This is a genomic window from Rhodococcus sp. C-2 (genome assembly GCF_027854095.1).
Classification (GTDB): domain Bacteria; phylum Actinomycetota; class Actinomycetes; order Mycobacteriales; family Mycobacteriaceae; genus Rhodococcus_F; species Rhodococcus_F qingshengii.
This window is the reverse complement of sequence record NZ_JAQGFI010000013.1, coordinates 115,292-131,292: the sequence shown is the minus strand read 5'-3', so window position 1 is coordinate 131,292 and position 16,001 is coordinate 115,292. Positions and strand designations below refer to the sequence as shown.

Below are 16,001 nucleotides of genomic sequence, written 5' to 3'. Positions count from 1 at the left end.
ACCGAGCTGCGAAAGATCAACTTGGTAGAAATCGATACCGCCGTGCGATCTTCGATCCGGCGATGTATACACCTTTTCTCATCGCGGTGTGCACGCCATATGAGGAGCCTGAGGGATTCCTGAGAATCCTGGTGACTGCGCGCCTTGCAGCGACAATCCGAACCGCCCGATAACCTCATGAGCGTGACCCACGCCGAACAGATACTCCGCCACGTCGAGGACGTAGTTTCCGAGGACGAGATTTTGACCGCGGCGCGAGATCGAGCGCTGGATCTCGGAGCCCATCCGGTGACGCCCGCCGTCGGTGCGACGCTCGCGATGTTCGCGAGGATGCTCGACGCGAAGACGGCCGTCGAGGTGGGTACCGGAGCCGGCGTGAGCAGTCTGTGGCTTCTGCACGGAATGCGCGACGACGGCGTCCTGACCACGATCGACAGCGAACCCGAACATCAGCGGGCCGCCAAGCTGACCTTCCGCGAAAGCGGAATCGCTCCGGCACGCACTCGCCTGATCAACGGACGGGCTCTCGACGTGCTTCCCCGGCTCGCCGACGGCGGCTACGACCTGGTATTCGTCGACTGCGCCGCGATCGACCACCCGCACTACGTCCGCGAAGGTGTCCGCCTGCTGCGCTCCGGCGGTGTCATCGTTCTGCACAACGCCCTGGCCGACGGCCGCGTTGCAGACAGCTCCGCACGCGACGCGACAACGGTTGCGGTCCGAGAAGCGGCAAAGGCCGTGACCGAGGACGAGCGACTCATTCGAGTCCTCCTCCCCCTCGGTGACGGCCTCCTCTGCGCGAGCAAGCTCTAGATCCAGACGCCCTTACCGATGGCGACGACGCCACCCTGACTGACGGCAAATCGTTCGCGGTCACGTTCGAGATCGACGCCGATGATTTCGCCGTCACCGACGACGACGTTCTTGTCGAGGATCGCTCGCCGTACGACGGCACCCTTGCCGATGCGCACACCCGGCATCAGCACGCTGCCCTCGACGGTCGCACCGTCCTCGATCATCACGTTGGAACTGAGTACCGAATTGCGCACGGTCGCCGCGGACAGGATCGACCCCGCACCGACGACCGATTCCTGCGCGAGTCCGCCCTTCACGAACTTTGCGGGCGCGAGATTCTCGGTGGCGCCGCGGATGGGCCAGCGACGGTTGTAGAGATTGAAGATCGGGTGCACCGACACCAGGTCCATGTGAGCGTCGTAGAAGGCGTCGAGGGTACCGACGTCACGCCAGTAGCCGCGGTCTCGATCGGTGGCACCGGGAACGACGTTGTCCTTGAAGTCGTAGACCGACGCCTCACCCGCGGCGACCAAGGCGGGAATGATGTCGCCGCCCATGTCGTGATCGGAATCGGAATTCTCTGAATCAGCGCGGATGGCGTCCACGAGTACCTTGGTGGTGAACACATAGTTACCCATGGACGCGAACGTCGAATTGGGGTCGTCCGGTGTCCCGGGAGGATGGGCGGGCTTTTCCAGGAACTGGGTGATGCGTCCGGACTCGTCACTGTCGATGCAGCCGAAAGCAAAAGCCTCACTTCGCGGTACACGAATACCCGCGACCGTCACGCCTGCCCCGGATTCGATGTGGTGCTGAACCATCTGTTCCGGATCCATCCGGTACACGTGGTCGGCACCGAAAACCACGATGTACTCGGGGTCCTCGTCGTAAACGAGATTGAGCGACTGCAGGATTGCGTCGGCACTGCCGGTGTACCAGCGCGGCCCGAGCCGCTGCTGGGCCGGGACCGGGGTGATGTACTCACCCGCGAACCCGGACAATCGCCACGTCTGCGAAATGTGGCGGTCGAGTGAATGTGACTTGTATTGCGTCAACACACAAATACGCAGATATCCCGCGTTGACAAGGTTGCTCAACACGAAGTCGATAAGTCGATATGCACCTCCGAAGGGCACTGCGGGCTTCGCTCTGTCCGCGGTCAGCGGATACAAGCGTTTGCCCTCGCCCCCGGCGAGCACGATTCCAAGCACATGCGGCTGGCTTCTCACACCGCTAACCTATCCGCACTGGTGAACTCCCGCTAGCGAAGCAGTCCGAGAGGTCCGATCGTGTCCCCCTCCGAACGGTCGGGGATAACGTGATCGGTAGCCGGATCGACCACGGGCGGTTAGGTTTAGCGCGTGCGAGTCGCGATGATGACCAAGGAATACCCGCCGGAGATCTACGGCGGCGCAGGAGTACACGTAACCGAGCTCGTCGCTCAGATGAAACGGCTGTGCGAGGTCGACGTGCACTGCATGGGCGCCCCGCGCGAAGGCGCGATCGTCCACTCCCCCGACCCCGCTCTCGCCGGATCCAACCCGGCCCTGACGACGCTCTCCACCGAACTGCGCATGGCGGACGCCGCGGCCGGTGTCGACATCGTCCACTCCCACACCTGGTACACCGGACTGGCCGGGCATCTCGCGTCGGCTCTCTACGACGTGCCGCACATCCTCACCGCGCACTCACTCGAGCCCAGACGCCCGTGGAAGGCCGAACAGCTAGGCGGCGGCTATCGGATCTCGTCGTGGTCCGAACGCAACGCCGTCGAGCACGCAGACGCGATCATCGCCGTCAGTTCCGGTATGCGACTCGACGTCCTCGACGCGTACCCCGCTGTCGATCCGAGTCGCGTTCACGTAGTCCGCAACGGAATCGACACCGAGGTATGGCATCCCGGGGGATCTGCGCCGGGAGCACAGTCCGCACTCGCGTCGATCGGCGTCGACCCGGCAAAACCCATCGTGGCCTTTGTCGGACGCATCACGAGGCAGAAGGGCGTCGGGCACCTCGTCGCGGCAGCCCACCACTTCGACCCGGAGATTCAGCTCGTGCTGTGCGCCGGCGCTCCCGATACGCCGGAGATCGCCGCCGAGACGGAGAAGGCGGTGGCCGAACTCGCCCGGCACCGGGGCAATGTCTACTGGGTGCGCGAGATGCTCCCGACCGAGCAGATCAGGGAAATACTTTCGGCAGCAACGGTATTCGTCTGCCCTTCGGTGTACGAACCCCTCGGGATCGTCAATCTCGAAGCCATGGCGTGTGAGACCGCCGTGGTCGCTTCCGACGTCGGCGGCATCCCCGAGGTGGTCGCCGACGGCGTCACCGGTCGACTCGTGCACTACAACGCCTACGAGCCGAACGCATTCGAGGAATCGCTCGCGGCCACCGTCAATGCCGTTGTCGCCGACCGAGAAGGCGCCGACGCGATGGGTCGTGCGGGCAGGATCCGTGCGATCGACGAGTTCTCCTGGGCCGAAATCGCCAAGCAGACGCTCGAGGTCTACGCGGACGCCGTCACGAGACGCTGATCCGCGTCAGATCTTGCGATAGGTCGAGACCGTCGCCGACGCGGTGACGGTGCTCGGCTGCGGCAGCTTCGCCACGGCGGCAGCCAGATCGGCGGGCGTCAGGTGTCTCGCCGACGGTCCCATCCCCACCAAGTCGAGGACGTCCTGGTGTGAGAGTGACATCGTGAACTCGACCTCGTCGCTACTCACACGCTCGAAGTATCCGGCCATCGACGATTCGAGACGTTCCACTTTGCGGTCGTCGACCCGGACCATCGCGAGAAGGTCGATCAGCTCGCGCAGATGCCTGTCGGTGGGCGTCAGGACCACCAGAACGCCGTCTTCGGCGAGAACTCGATGGGACTGCGGACCGTTACGAGGAGCGAACACACAGAGCACGTGAGAGAGCGCTCCGTCGCGAATGGGCAGTGGTTGCCAGACGTCTGCGACGATCGAACCGATTCTTTCGTGGACCTTCGCGGTACGCCGGGCCGCGAACTTGGACACGTCCAACGCTATCGCCCGAGAATCAGGCAGCGAATCCACGACGTGTGCGAGGTATTGTCCTGTGCCTGCGCCGATTTCGACGATCCGCGCGGGGTCCGACCCCGCCGTCGTCGCGCAGGCCCGGGTGACGGCATCCATCAGCGGGCCGAAGTGGCCGGCGCCGAGCAATCGTGCACGCGCGGCAATCATCTCGGCACTGTCGCCGGTGAACTTCGTGGCACCGCCACTGATCAGGCTCACGTAACCCTGACGAGCGATATCGAATCGATGTCCGCGGTCGCACTCGGCGGCGCCGTCCACCAATTCCAGATCAGCAGCACACTGCGGGCAGGACAGAAGATCGATCACGGCGGCAAGCATTGATCCGTCCTTTCGGCTACCGGCGGTGCGCACACACTTCAGGCCCCGTACCGAAACGGATACGGAGCCTGCGTGCAATCACGTGCTGTTGTTCGTACTGCTACAACCTGGACCCGACTAGCTGGTGACGTTCGTGAGTTCCACACCGAGCGCTGCAGCTTCATCCGGGGTCAGCTCGACGACGAGGCGTCCGCCACCCTCGAGTGGAACCCGCATGACGATTCCTCGTCCCTCTTTGGTTGCTTCGAGGGGACCGTCCCCGGTCCGGGGCTTCATGGCCGCCATCCTCTGCTCCCTCCAGATCTGCGCTGCATTGCTCTGCGCCTCGACTAACGGTGCGCCCCGCCAACAATCAGCGAGGCTCGTACCCTCCATTGTTCCCTATGGATGCGGGAACCGGGAATCTGAGTCACATTTAGGGGTGTTCAGTCGACCGTCACACCTGCGCCGGAACCCAGCAATCAGCCACGTGATCATCGACCATTCCGGTGGCCTGCATGAGCGCATAAGCCGTGGTAGGACCCACAAACTTGAACCCGCGCCGCTTGAGTTCCTTAGCCATGGCAGTCGACTCGGGAGTGACCGCGGGAACCTCTGCAATTGATGTCAGTCTTCTGGTGCGTCGAGGCGGCGAGAACGACCAGAGTAACGAATCGAGGTCCAGATCGGGCGAATTCACGAGCACTCGGGCGTTGGAAATCGTCGCCTCGATCTTCGCGCGATTGCGGACGATCGCGGCATCGGAGAGCAATCTCTCGACATCCGCAACTCCGTACGCTGCGACCTTGTCCGGATCGAACCCGTCGAAGGCTTCGCGGAACGCCTCGCGTTTGCGCAGAATCGTGATCCACGAAAGTCCCGATTGGAATGCTTCGAGGGCGAGTCGTTCGAACAGTTCGTCGCGCCCGTGCAGCGGACGCCCCCACTCCTCGTCGTGATAGTCGCGGTAGAGCGTGTCGCCGGGCGTCTCGACCACCCAGCCGCACCGAACCAGTCCGTCGGCCATCAGCCCTGGGAATCCTTCGATTCGGATACGGTCTCAGGCTCCTCCTGCGATGCTTCTGCCTTGGCCGGAGCATCCGCTTTCACCAGGACCTCAGACCGCTCGTCATGGCCCAGTTGTGCACGCAGAGAATCGATTTCCAACCCGAGGCGATGCAGGGCCCAATCCACTTCACTCGCCTTGTAGCCACGCAGCACCTGCTGAAAACGCAGCGCGTCGACATCCGCCCCGGTGACGTCCTCTGCCGGGAGTACGGTCGCCGTCGTGCCAGGAGGCAGCGGCGGCAGCTCTTCCGAGCGCCCGAACACAGCGCTGGCGGCGAGGAAGATCATCGCGCCGACCAGAGCCATGACAATCAGGTACAGGAGGATCGTCATCATGGACCGATACTCCCATACCCGAGTGTGAGCGGTCAGACCCCCGCGGTGCGCACTATCGAATTCATCGGGGGTCGATCGAGTAGCGAAACCTCGGTGGTCTCGGGCACGAAAGAATCGCCGTCGACCAGGAATTGGGTCAACCCGGCACCCGAATCCTCGATCCCGCACCGCCTGAGCATCGTTCCGATGATCTGCCGGCTCATCACGCCGAGGTCGGCGAGCGGCCGGTTGCGATGCTTGCGCACGCCGAGATTGACCTGACCGATCGCCGCCAGCCCCAACGTGTCGTACGTGTCGAGCAGCAAACCGATCTCGACGCCGTAGCCGGGCGCGAACGGGACAGCGGACAGCAGCTCACGGGTGCCCGCGTATTCACCGCCAAGCGGTTGCAGTACCGACGTGAGTTCAGGCCGCAGCGCGGCCAACATGGGCCGCGCAACCAATTCCGTGACTCGCCCGCCGCCGTTGGCATCCTCCGTGCCGCTCACGCGCAGCGGACGGCGGTAGTAGCCCTTCACCAGATGGATGCCGTCAACCGTGAGCAGTGGCCCCAGCAGTTTGGGCACGAACGCCGGATCGGGATTGATGAGATCGGAGTCGACGAATGCGATCAGATCACCGGTCGTTGCGGCGACCGAACGCCAGAGCACCTCACCTTTGCCCGCAGTCGGCGGGATGGACGGGACCGCGCTCTCACGACTGATCACCGTTGCTCCAGCAGCGCGAGCACGCTCGGCGGTTCTGTCGGTCGAACCGGAATCGAGAACGATCAACTCGTCGACCAGGCCACCGAGCAACGGATGAATGGTGTCGACCACCGCGGCAACGGTGTCCTCTTCGTTGAGTGCGGGCAACACCACCGAGACGGTTCGGCCACCCTTCGCCCGTTCGAGCTCGGCGACCGTCCAACTCGGATGGTCCCAACTGTTGGCGTCTGCCCATACGCGGGTCGGGCCCGCACCGGTGATGCTCATGCCAGACCTCGAACCGTACGTACCGGGGCACGGCGTCCCTGGATCGCGGCCACCATGTCGACGACTCGACGGGTGGACGCCACCTCGTGAACACGGAACACCCGGGCGCCGCCCGCCGCGGCCATTGCTGTCGCTGCCAATGTTCCCTCCAACCTCTCGGAAAGCTCCACACCAAGAGTCTCCCCGATGAAGTCCTTATTACTCAGCGCCATCAGCACTGGCCACCCGGTGTTTACAAGAACGTCCACTTTCCGCAACAACTCGAGCCCGTGAAAGGTGTTCTTACCGAAATCGTGGGTGGGATCGATCAGGATCGCGTCACGCGGAACCCCGAGTGCCAGGGCGCGCTCTGCCGCCGACACGACCTCGGTGACCACATCTGCGACGACGTCGTCGTAGCGGACACGATGCGGGCGGGTGCGCGGAACCGCGCCACCCGTGTGCGAGCAGACGATCCCGGCACCAGTCTCGGCAGCAACCAGGACGAGGTCGGGATCCGCACCCGCCCACGTGTCGTTGATCAGGTCGGCGCCTTCGACGCGTGCCAACCGCGCGACGCCGCTCCGCCAGGTGTCGACGCTGATGATCAGCTCGGGGTACTTGGCTCTGATCGCGGCGACGAACGGAACGACTCGCCTGACCTCTTCGTCGGCGTCGACGAGGTCACCGGGCCCAGCTTTCACTCCCCCGATGTCCACCAGATCGGCGCCCTCGTCGACGGCCCTGTCGACGGCAGCCATCGCTGCCGAATCCGAGAACGTCGCGCCTTGGTCGTAGAAGGAATCGGGAGTGCGGTTGACGATGGCCATCACCAGTGCACGGTCGACCGCGACCGGACGCCCACACAGGGTGGGCGCCGGACCTGGCTGCGCGGTAGAACCGGGGAGTGAAGACATGCCACTCATACTGGCATGACGGAACTCGGTCTAGCCCTTGGGTACCGAGCCCGCCGCGACCTTTCCGACGTATTCGTCGTACGAGTCCACGTAACCACCCTCGCGGCCTTCGAGAACGTGCAGAGTGTCGGCGCCGACGTCGTAACCCTCGTTGCGCAATTCCACCTTGCGCGACTTGAAAGTGCTGGTGTGTTCGAGTGAGTCGACGATGCGGATGAACAGCGGGACCGCGTAGTTGGGGAGCTTGCCGTAGAGGTGTGCCGCGACTTCACTTCCCTCCAAGCTTTGACCGTCCCGCAGCTTGACCGCCGCCATGCCCGCGCGACCGTCGGTGCCCGGAATCTCGACGCCGTAGACAACTGCTTCCTCGACGGCCGGGTGCGAACTCAGCGCGCCCTCGACCTCCGTGGTGGCGACGTTCTCTCCCTTCCAACGGAAGGTGTCGCCGAGACGGTCGACGAAGGCGACGTGGCCCCATCCCTGCTTGCGCACCAGGTCTCCGGTGTCGAACCAGGTGTCGTCGTCCTTGAATCCGCCGCGTACCAGTTTGCTGTTGCTCGCCGCTTCGTCGGTGTAACCGTCGAAAGGCGACCGGTCGGTGACCTTCGACAGCAGGAGTCCGACCTGACCCGTGGAAACCTTGCGGAGTCGACCGTCGGCTCCACGCAACGCTTTTCCGGTGTCCTCGTCGAACTCCACGACGGCGTGCGGCAACGGGCAGATGCCTGCGGTCTTGTCGACGTTGAGTGCGTTGACGAACGCGATGTTGCATTCGCTCGCACCGTAGAACTCGGCGACGCGGGGTATGCCGAACCGCTGGGTGAATTCGGCCCAGATCTCAGGGCGCAGACCGTTACCCACCATCAGCCGAACAGCATTGTCGCTGTCGGTCGGCTTGACCGGCTGGTTGAGCAGATAGCGGCACAGTTCGCCGATGTAGGTGAACGCGGTCGCCTTGTTCAGTGCGATGTCGTCCCAGAACCGCGAGGCCGAGAACTGACGTCCGATCGCGATTGTCGCACCGGACGCGAGCACCGAGGACAGCGAGACCGTCAACGCGTTGTTGTGGTAGAGCGGCAGGCAGCAGTACAGGGTGTCCGAGCCGCGCAAGCGCACGCCCATCAACCCGAGGCCCGACATCGACTTCAGCCAACGGAAGTGAGTCATCAAGCTGGCCTTGGGCATTCCGGTGGTGCCCGAGGTGAAGATGTAGAACGCCTTCTCCTTTGCCAGCACCTCGGCGGTGACCGCGGGGTTGGACGGATCAGCCGTCTTCGCCAGATCCGCGAGTTCGCTGACGAGAAGTTGGTTCGGTCCGCTAAATCCGGCGGGCAACGATTCGAGGGCTTCTTCGCACTCGTCGGCGACCACCAGGACGCGCGCATCGAGAAGCGTAAGGCTGTGTGCCAGAACGTCGTCGCGCTGGTTGTAGTTCAGCATGCCCGCTGCCGCGCCGAGTTTTACCGCGGCCAAGGCGATCAGCAGCGCTTCGGGAGTGTTCTTTGCCAGCACTCCGACGACGTCTCCGCGGTCGACTCCTCGACCACGGAGAACGTCCGCGTAGCGGTTCACCAGTTCGTTGGCTTCCGCGTAACTGGTCGCGTGGCCCTCGAACCGGATGAACGGGCGCGACGGGTGCGCGTGCGCGGCCTTCTGGAAGATCAACCCGATCGATTCCTTGGCCGAAGGCTTACGGGTGAGCCCGGCGGCCCCCCGCGCCAGGATCGGCACCTCGGTGATCATCGACGGCAGTTTTGCCGCCAGATCGAGCAGGCCGACGGTCGAACGGGCTTCCGAACTCATGGCTCCCCTAACACGTATCCGGCGCCCATTCGGCCGCCCAGTCTGCGGCCACCTTACTGCACGGTAATAAAGCCCGCCATGCCCCAGGTCAGGGTTTCACGCACGCGTCTGATCAGGATTTGACGCACGCGTCGAGCGCGGCCTCGACGTCCGTCCTCACCAGCAGAGTGTCCAGCGCCTGACGCCCGACGAAGCCGGTCCCGTCGAGCTTGTTCAACCACTCGAGCAGGCCGGTGAAGTGGCCGACGGGATCGAGCATCACGACAGGTTTCTCGTGCATTCCCAGGTAGCCGGCTGTCCACGTCTCGAACAACTCTTCCAGCGTCCCGATTCCGCCGGGCAGCGTGATGAACGCGTCGGCGTGGTCTTCCATCAGCTTCTTGCGTTCGCGCATGGTGTCCGTGACGATCAGCTCGTCGGCATCGACGTCGGCAACTTCCTTGTGCACCAAGGCCTTCGGGATGACGCCGACGGTCCAGGCACCCGCCGCGCGAGCGGACTCGGCGACAGCGCCCATCATCGACACGTTGCCGCCACCCGAGACCAACTGCCATCCGCGTCGACCGATCGCGGTTCCCACCTCGGCAGCCAACGCCAGGAACGATTCGTCCACCGGACCCGACGCGCAGTAGACGCAGATCGAGTACTTCTTGTCGGAATCGGTCACCATTCTTCTTCTTTCCCCAGATCTGCGGCCTCGTCGACGCCCTTGTCGGCGTTGAGGACGATTCGTACTGCTTCTTCCACACTGTCGGTGACGTGCAGCAAGTTCACGTCACCTTCGGAAATCTTGCCGTCACGCTCGAGGGTGCCGCGGATCCAATCGACGAGTCCGGACCAGTACTCGGTACCGAACAGGACGATCGGGAAGCGCGTGACCTTGTGGGTCTGCACCAGGGTGAGTGCCTCGAACAGCTCGTCGAGTGTTCCGAAGCCACCCGGCAGGCAGATGAATGCCTGGGAGTACTTCACGAACATCGTCTTGCGTGCGAAGAAGTACCGGAAGTTGATTCCGAGATCCACCCACTCGTTGAGTCCCTGCTCGAACGGCAACTCGATGCCGAGGCCGATCGAGTACCCGCCGGCCTCACTGCAACCGCGGTTGGCAGCTTCCATCACTCCTGGCCCACCACCGGTGATGACGGCGTACCCGGCCTCGGCCAACGCCGTTCCCAGCTCGCGCCCGGATTGGTACTCGGGATGATCGACCGTGGTGCGGGCCGAACCGAACACCGTCACCGCACGCGGGACCTCCGCGAGTGCGCCGAAACCTTCGATGAATTCGCTCTGGATACGCAGCACACGCCACGGATCGGTGTGTACCCAATCCGTGGGTCCGCGCTTGTCGAGCAAGCGCTGATCCGTCGTGGTCTTCTCGTCCTTGCGCTTGCGTCGAAGCTGAACCGGCCCGCGGTGCTTGATCGACGAGCTCTGCTTCTTCGAAGCCGAATTCTTCTCTGGTGCCATGCGGCAAGGCTAACGGTCAGGCCGACAGATACTTCCTCAGCACGGCCGCGACGTCGGTGATCTGCTGCACCGGAACGTGCTCGTCGCGCTTGTGCGCGAGGTTCGGATCACCCGGTCCGTAGTTCACGGCAGGAATGCCGAGCGCCGAGAACCTGGACACGTCGGTCCACCCGTACTTCGCACGGAACTGACCACCGGCCGCCTCGATCAGGGCGGCAGCGGACGGGTTCGCCAAGCCGGGCAGCGCGCCGGGCGAGGAGTCGGTGACCTCGAATCCGAGGCCCAGACCGTCGAACACTTCGCGCACGTGCGCCTCGGCTTGTACCTCGCTGCGATCGGGCGCGAATCGGAAGTTGACGTCCATCTCGGCTTCGTCCGGGACGACGTTTCCGGCGACGCCACCGGAGATCCGCACCGCCGACAAGCCCTCGCGGTAGCCGCAACCGTCGATGTCGACCGAGCGCGGCTGGTAACTCGACAACCGCTCCAACGCTCCGCCGAACTTGTGAATGGCATTGTCCCCCAGCCAGGACCTGGCCGAATGGGCGCGAGTTCCCGAAGCCGTCAACCGCACCCGCATCGTGCCCTGACACCCGGCCTCGATGAAACCGGCCGTCGGCTCACCGAGAATTGCGACGTCCGCCGCGAGCCATTGCGGGATCTCGCGTTCGATCCGTCCCAGGCCGTTGTACGTTGCGGCGATCTCTTCGCAGTCGTAGAAGACGAGGGTCAGATCGTGGGCCAGGTTCTCGATGGTGGCCGCAAGGTGTAGGAAGACCGCGTCGCCCGACTTCATGTCCACGGTCCCGCAGCCGTGCAGGATGTCGCCGTCACGCCGCGAAGGAACGTTGTCCGCGATCGGCACCGTATCCAGATGTCCGGCGAGCATGACCCGACTGGGCAAACCACGCGACGTACGCGCCAACACGGCATTGCCGTTGCGGATGATCTCGAAGCCCGAAGTCTGCTCACGCAGCGCATCCTCGACAGCCTGCGCAATGACGGATTCGTCGTGCGAGACGCTGGGGATGTCGACCAGGGCGGCCGTCAAGTCGATGGGGTCCGAAGCAAGATCGAGGATGCTCACACGCACCAGCCTAGGCCGGTGCACCCACCACCCAGTAATCTCTAGTCCCGTGAGCGCACAGGGAGCAACAGCAGTAGGTATCGCCAACGTGACCGCGGACGGAACCGTCCTCGACACCTGGTTCCCGGCACCGGAGCTGGGAACATTCGACAAGACCGGTACCGAGAACGTCGAGGGAACAGATATTCCTTCCGATCTTGCACTGCTGGCAGGCACTGATGACGCTCGCGAGGTATCGCAGGTCGTCGTGCGCACCACCATCGCCGATCTCTCCAAGGCGCCGGTCGACGCACATGACGTCTACCTGCGCCTCCATCTCCTCTCGCACCGTCTAGTCGCACCCCACGGTGTCAACCTCGACGGCCAGTTCGGCCTGCTCAGCAACGTCGTGTGGACCAACTTCGGCCCGTGCGCCGTCGAAGGTTTCGAGCAGGTTCGCTCGCGTCTGCGCATCCGCGGCGTCGTGACCGTGTTCAGCGTCGACAAGTTCCCCCGCATGGTCGACTACGTCGTGCCGTCCGGAGTTCGCATCGGTGACGCGGACCGTGTCCGACTTGGTGCACACCTCGCCAGCGGAACGACCGTCATGCACGAGGGCTTCGTCAACTTCAACGCCGGCACCCTCGGCAACTCGATGGTCGAAGGTCGCATCTCGGCGGGCGTCGTCGTCGACGACGGATCCGATGTGGGCGGCGGCGCCTCGATCATGGGCACCCTCTCCGGTGGAGGCAAGGAAACGATCTCCCTCGGCAAGCGCTGCCTCCTCGGTGCAAACGCCGGCCTCGGCATTTCGCTCGGCGACGACTGCGTCCTCGAAGCGGGCCTCTACGTCACCGCCGGCACCAAGGTCACCGGCCCGGACGGAACCGTCGTCAAGGCCAAGGAACTGAGCGGCAAGTCGAACCTTCTCTTCCGTCGTAACTCGGTCTCGGGTGCCGTCGAGGTCGTGCCGTGGAAGGGCACCGGCGTCGAACTGAACGCTGCTTTGCACGCTAACGACTGATGAGTAGCACCGACGTCTCCGACGGAACAACCACTGCTCTCGGCCACGGTCTCAAGGTCCGCCATCTGACGATGATGGGCTTGGGCTCGGCCATCGGCGCCGGCCTGTTCCTCGGAACCGGCGTCGGTATCGCCAAGGCCGGGCCGGCCGTCCTGATCTCCTACATCCTTGCGGGCGCCGTCGTGGTGTTCGTGATGCGAATGCTCGGCGAGATGGGCGCCGCGATCCCGGCCAGCGGTTCCTTCTCTCACTACGCGCGCCTGGGGATCGGCGAGTGGGCCGGCTTCGTGATGGGCTGGCTCTACTGGTTCATGCTGATCATGGTGCTGGGCGCCGAGATCACCGGGGCTTCGGCGATCGTGAACGACTGGGTGCCGTCGATCCCGCAATGGGTTGTCGCCCTGGTCTTCGTGGTGTTCTTCGCCGTGGTGAACCTGGCCAAGGTCAGCAACTTCGGCGAGTTCGAGTTCTGGTTCGCCGCAATCAAAGTCACCGTCATCATCGCCTTCCTCGTCATCGGCGTCCTGCTGGTGTTCGGCATCCTCCCCGATACCGATCCGGTCGGTACGAGCAATCTGTTCGGGCAGGGCGGCTTCATGCCCAATGGATTGTCCGGCATAGCCGCAGGACTTCTCGTCGTGGCATTCGCCTTCGGTGGGATCGAGATCGTCACCATCGCCGCAGCCGAATCCGAGAATCCGGAACGCTCCATCGCCGTCGCTGTCCGGAGCGTCGTGTGGCGCATCAGCGTCTTCTACATCGGCGCCATCTCGATCATGGTTCTGGTGCTGCCCTGGAACGACCCCGAACTCGAGAGCGGCCCGTTTGTGGCCGTCCTGAACAAGGCGAACATTCCAGGCGTTGCCGGGTTCATGGAACTCGTCGTAGTGGTGGCGTTGCTTTCCGCCTTCAACGCCAACATCTACGGCACCTCTCGCATGGCGTTCTCACTTTCGCGCCGCGGCGACGGACCCGCCTTCATGGCGAAACTGTCGAGCACCGGAGTTCCGACCAATGCCGTTCTGCTGTCGGTGTTCTTCGGTTTCGTCAGCGTCCTGCTCAACTGGCTGCTCCCCGACGACCTGCTCGGCATCCTGCTCAACGCAGTCGGCGCTGCGCTGCTCGTCATCTGGATCTTCATCGTCGTCTCGCATCTGCGACTGCGAAAACAACTCGAAGCGTCGGGCAAGCTGACGGTTCGGATGTGGCTGTTCCCGTATCTGAGCTACGCGACACTCGCGATGCTCGGTGTGTTCGTCGTCCTCATGCTCTTCGACGCCGATGCCCGTGCACAGTTGATCTCGACCACCGTGTTGTTCCTCGTGATCGCGGCATTGGGTTTCCTCAACGCCCGTTGGCGTAAGCAGAATCAGCCCGCCTGATCCGTGTGCCTATGCATCCCGCCTGTTCACGACGACGATGCTGAGACCGAATACGACGAGCACGAAGAGGGCGAAGTAGATCAGGCTGCCCCAGGGTCCCCAGTGGAAATCGACGCCACCGCTGGAACCGAGAAAGTTGTTGGCGTTCATGAACGGCAGGAACGGCATGATCTTCGCGCCGATACTTCCGAACAGGTTGAAAAGATTCTCGATCAGCAAGGGCCACAACAGCAGAAGCGCGATCGCACCTGCAGACTGCCGGAGCAACGCGCCCACTCCGACTGCTAGAACTACGCAGAAGAACGCGTAGATCGGTGTTCCGTAGACGACCCGCCAGTTCTCGTCACCGGACAGAGTCAGGAATCTTCCGGCGTCACCTGATGTGGCCTTCGTGAGGCCGAAGGCGCCGAACGACAACACGAGAGTCAGCACCGCTCCGAACCCACCGATGAGGCCCGCTTTGGCGATGAGCACCGAGGCGCGGTTCGGAACCGCCTGGAAGGTGGTGCGGATGGTCCCGAAACGATATTCGCTGGTGATCGCGAGAGCCGCCATGATCATCAGAACCAACACACCGAAGCCGGTCACTCCACTGAGTGCCCCCGAAACTGTCGGCATCATTGCACCGTTGGGGTTGCTGAGCGACGACTTGGCGCTCAGTCCGAAAACGGTAGCGAGTCCCAACCCGAGCACGATGATGATGATCGTGCACCACAGCGGCGACTTGGTCGTGGTGATCTTGATACGTTCCGCACTGAGAACAGCCATTACAGTGCACCTCCCATAGCCTGCTGCGTGTTTGCCTGCTGTGTATTTGCGTGGTGGGCACCGACACCCGGATCGATACCGGATGCGTGGTACTGGACATCGTCCCCGGTCAACTTCATGAACGCATCCTCGAGCGACCCCTGCTGAGAAGCCAACTCGTACAACACGATTCCCTGCGAACCAGCCAACCCACCGATCACATCGGTGGTCGAATCCACCACCACCAATGCCGGGGCAACACCGGAACCGTCCTCACGCACCGTCAACCCCTGCGAGAGCAACACACTGCGCAACGCATCGAGCTGAGGACTACGCACCCGCACCGTCGACTCCGACGAACGATCCACGAACTCCGCCACCGTCGAATCCGAAATCAACCGACCCCGACCGATCACCACCAACTGCTCCGCCGTGAGCGCCATCTCCGACAGGAGGTGACTCGACACGAGCACCGTGCGGCCCTCGGCCGCCAACCGCTGCATGAACTTACGAATCCAGACGATGCCCTCCGGATCGAGACCGTTGACCGGCTCGTCGAACAACAACACCTTCGGATCCCCCAACAACGCACCCGCCAACCCCAGACGCTGCGACATACCCAGCGAGAACCCGCCGGCCTTCTTGCCCGCCACCTCGGACAATCCGACCAACCCGAGCACCTCGTCGACGCGGGACTTCGGGATCCCGTTCGAAGCAGCCATCCACTGCAGATGCGCCCGCGCACTGCGATTGGGGTGCACCCACTTCGCATCCAGCAACGCACCCACCGTCCGCAACGGCGTCTTGAGCTCCCGGTACGGCTTGCCCTCGATCAACGCCGCACCCGACGTCGGCTGATCCAAACCCAGGATCATCCGCATCGTCGTCGACTTACCGGCACCGTTCGGGCCCAGGAAGCCCGTCACGATGCCCGGCTTGACCGTGAACGACAAATCGTCCACCGCTTTCGTCGGTCCGTAAACCTTGGTCAATCCCCTCAGCTCGATCATGAGGACCAGTCAACCACGAAAACCGAACTGTCGGAACTTTCAGACGCCAACGGAGAAAGGCGTTGCGTCCGTTC

17 protein-coding genes are annotated in these 16,001 nt (G+C 63.5%); 4 read left to right on the top strand and 13 right to left on the bottom strand.

Annotated elements, in window-relative coordinates; translation table 11 throughout:
- Positions 1–177 precede the first annotated feature (177 nt).
- The gene (locus PCS43_RS25955; RefSeq protein ID WP_007736091.1) at positions 178–813 is read left to right on the top strand and encodes an O-methyltransferase; all 636 of its coding nucleotides are present in this window, start codon (positions 178–180) and stop codon (positions 811–813) included.
- Here the strand turns inward: PCS43_RS25955 and glgC are convergent.
- Positions 810–2,024, bottom strand: a complete 1,215-nt coding sequence (glgC, locus tag PCS43_RS25950; protein WP_003945185.1) for a glucose-1-phosphate adenylyltransferase — start codon at positions 2,022–2,024, stop codon at positions 810–812. The genes PCS43_RS25955 and glgC overlap by 4 nt on opposite strands.
- 132 nt (positions 2,025–2,156) lie before the next feature.
- On the opposite strand from glgC, the gene glgA reads away from it, so the two are divergent.
- Positions 2,157–3,329, top strand: coding sequence for a glycogen synthase (gene glgA, locus PCS43_RS25945; protein ID WP_003945186.1), 1,173 nt, complete (start codon positions 2,157–2,159; stop codon positions 3,327–3,329).
- 6 nt (positions 3,330–3,335) lie between these two features.
- On the opposite strand, the gene PCS43_RS25940 is transcribed toward glgA, so the two are convergent.
- From PCS43_RS25940 to dapE, 10 genes are all read right to left on the bottom strand, one after another.
- Entirely contained in the window at positions 3,336–4,175 is an 840-nt protein-coding gene (locus tag PCS43_RS25940) for a putative RNA methyltransferase (protein ID WP_073513038.1), read from the bottom strand.
- 117 nt (positions 4,176–4,292) lie between these two features.
- Positions 4,293–4,460: a DUF3117 domain-containing protein gene (locus tag PCS43_RS25935; RefSeq protein WP_003945169.1), complete on the bottom strand. Its 168-nt coding sequence runs from the start codon at positions 4,458–4,460 to the stop codon at positions 4,293–4,295.
- 151 nt (positions 4,461–4,611) lie between these two features.
- Positions 4,612–5,181, bottom strand: coding sequence for a DNA-3-methyladenine glycosylase I (locus tag PCS43_RS25930; protein WP_003945189.1), 570 nt, complete (start codon positions 5,179–5,181; stop codon positions 4,612–4,614).
- Positions 5,181–5,558, bottom strand: a complete 378-nt coding sequence (locus tag PCS43_RS25925; RefSeq protein ID WP_209909321.1) for a DivIVA domain-containing protein — start codon at positions 5,556–5,558, stop codon at positions 5,181–5,183. Before PCS43_RS25925 ends, PCS43_RS25930 begins: the two co-directional genes overlap by 1 nt.
- Before the next feature lie 32 nt (positions 5,559–5,590).
- On the bottom strand, positions 5,591–6,532 hold the full coding sequence (locus tag PCS43_RS25920; RefSeq protein ID WP_003945188.1) for a glucosyl-3-phosphoglycerate synthase: 942 nt from the start codon (positions 6,530–6,532) through the stop codon (positions 5,591–5,593).
- Positions 6,529–7,428, bottom strand: coding sequence for a dihydropteroate synthase (gene folP / locus PCS43_RS25915; protein WP_050656816.1), 900 nt, complete (start codon positions 7,426–7,428; stop codon positions 6,529–6,531). The genes PCS43_RS25920 and folP overlap by 4 nt, the downstream gene beginning before the upstream one ends.
- A 30-nt stretch (positions 7,429–7,458) precedes the next feature.
- Complete coding sequence (locus tag PCS43_RS25910; RefSeq protein WP_073513022.1) at positions 7,459–9,231, bottom strand: long-chain-acyl-CoA synthetase; 1,773 nt, start codon at positions 9,229–9,231, stop codon at positions 7,459–7,461.
- Positions 9,232–9,343: 112 nt separating this feature from the next.
- Positions 9,344–9,901 carry a TIGR00730 family Rossman fold protein gene (locus PCS43_RS25905; protein WP_003945191.1) on the bottom strand — a complete coding sequence of 186 codons (558 nt, stop codon included), beginning with the start codon at positions 9,899–9,901 and terminating at the stop codon, positions 9,344–9,346.
- Positions 9,895–10,698, bottom strand: coding sequence for a TIGR00730 family Rossman fold protein (locus tag PCS43_RS25900; RefSeq protein WP_003945176.1), 804 nt, complete (start codon positions 10,696–10,698; stop codon positions 9,895–9,897). Before PCS43_RS25900 ends, PCS43_RS25905 begins: the two co-directional genes overlap by 7 nt.
- A 16-nt stretch (positions 10,699–10,714) precedes the next feature.
- On the bottom strand, positions 10,715–11,785 hold the full coding sequence (dapE, locus tag PCS43_RS25895) for a succinyl-diaminopimelate desuccinylase (protein WP_030536946.1): 1,071 nt from the start codon (positions 11,783–11,785) through the stop codon (positions 10,715–10,717).
- 49 nt (positions 11,786–11,834) lie between these two features.
- Between dapE and dapD the strand changes: the two genes are divergently transcribed.
- Complete coding sequence (gene dapD / locus PCS43_RS25890) at positions 11,835–12,788, top strand: 2,3,4,5-tetrahydropyridine-2,6-dicarboxylate N-succinyltransferase (protein WP_019749368.1); 954 nt, start codon at positions 11,835–11,837, stop codon at positions 12,786–12,788.
- On the top strand, positions 12,788–14,170 hold the full coding sequence (locus tag PCS43_RS25885; protein ID WP_073513025.1) for an amino acid permease: 1,383 nt from the start codon (positions 12,788–12,790) through the stop codon (positions 14,168–14,170). Before dapD ends, PCS43_RS25885 begins: the two co-directional genes overlap by 1 nt.
- Positions 14,171–14,179: 9 nt before the next feature.
- Here PCS43_RS25885 and PCS43_RS25880 read toward each other — a convergent pair whose 3' ends face one another.
- Positions 14,180–14,938 carry an ABC transporter permease gene (locus PCS43_RS25880; RefSeq protein WP_073513026.1) on the bottom strand — a complete coding sequence of 253 codons (759 nt, stop codon included), beginning with the start codon at positions 14,936–14,938 and terminating at the stop codon, positions 14,180–14,182.
- Positions 14,938–15,927, bottom strand: a complete 990-nt coding sequence (locus PCS43_RS25875) for an ABC transporter ATP-binding protein (protein ID WP_058038516.1) — start codon at positions 15,925–15,927, stop codon at positions 14,938–14,940. The genes PCS43_RS25880 and PCS43_RS25875 overlap by 1 nt, the downstream gene beginning before the upstream one ends.
- Positions 15,928–16,001 lie beyond the last annotated feature (74 nt).

What these genes read in the sequence shown, in the direction of transcription:
- PCS43_RS25935 (WP_003945169.1), bottom strand. Translation starts at nt 4,460, where the DNA reads ATGGCGGCCATGAAGCCCCGGACCGGGGACGGTCCCCTCGAAGCAACC.
- PCS43_RS25920 (WP_003945188.1), bottom strand. Translation starts at nt 6,532, where the DNA reads ATGAGCATCACCGGTGCGGGCCCGACCCGCGTATGGGCAGACGCCAAC.
- PCS43_RS25930 (WP_003945189.1), bottom strand. Translation starts at nt 5,181, where the DNA reads ATGGCCGACGGACTGGTTCGGTGCGGCTGGGTGGTCGAGACGCCCGGC.
- folP (WP_050656816.1), bottom strand. Translation starts at nt 7,428, where the DNA reads ATGTCTTCACTCCCCGGTTCTACCGCGCAGCCAGGTCCGGCGCCCACC.
- PCS43_RS25925 (WP_209909321.1), bottom strand. Translation starts at nt 5,558, where the DNA reads ATGATGACGATCCTCCTGTACCTGATTGTCATGGCTCTGGTCGGCGCG.
- PCS43_RS25955 (WP_007736091.1), top strand. Translation starts at nt 178, where the DNA reads ATGAGCGTGACCCACGCCGAACAGATACTCCGCCACGTCGAGGACGTA.
- PCS43_RS25885 (WP_073513025.1), top strand. Translation starts at nt 12,788, where the DNA reads ATGAGTAGCACCGACGTCTCCGACGGAACAACCACTGCTCTCGGCCAC.
- PCS43_RS25875 (WP_058038516.1), bottom strand. Translation starts at nt 15,927, where the DNA reads ATGATCGAGCTGAGGGGATTGACCAAGGTTTACGGACCGACGAAAGCG.
- PCS43_RS25880 (WP_073513026.1), bottom strand. Translation starts at nt 14,938, where the DNA reads ATGGCTGTTCTCAGTGCGGAACGTATCAAGATCACCACGACCAAGTCG.
- PCS43_RS25940 (WP_073513038.1), bottom strand. Translation starts at nt 4,175, where the DNA reads ATGCTTGCCGCCGTGATCGATCTTCTGTCCTGCCCGCAGTGTGCTGCT.
- PCS43_RS25900 (WP_003945176.1), bottom strand. Translation starts at nt 10,698, where the DNA reads ATGGCACCAGAGAAGAATTCGGCTTCGAAGAAGCAGAGCTCGTCGATC.
- PCS43_RS25905 (WP_003945191.1), bottom strand. Translation starts at nt 9,901, where the DNA reads ATGGTGACCGATTCCGACAAGAAGTACTCGATCTGCGTCTACTGCGCG.
- PCS43_RS25910 (WP_073513022.1), bottom strand. Translation starts at nt 9,231, where the DNA reads ATGAGTTCGGAAGCCCGTTCGACCGTCGGCCTGCTCGATCTGGCGGCA.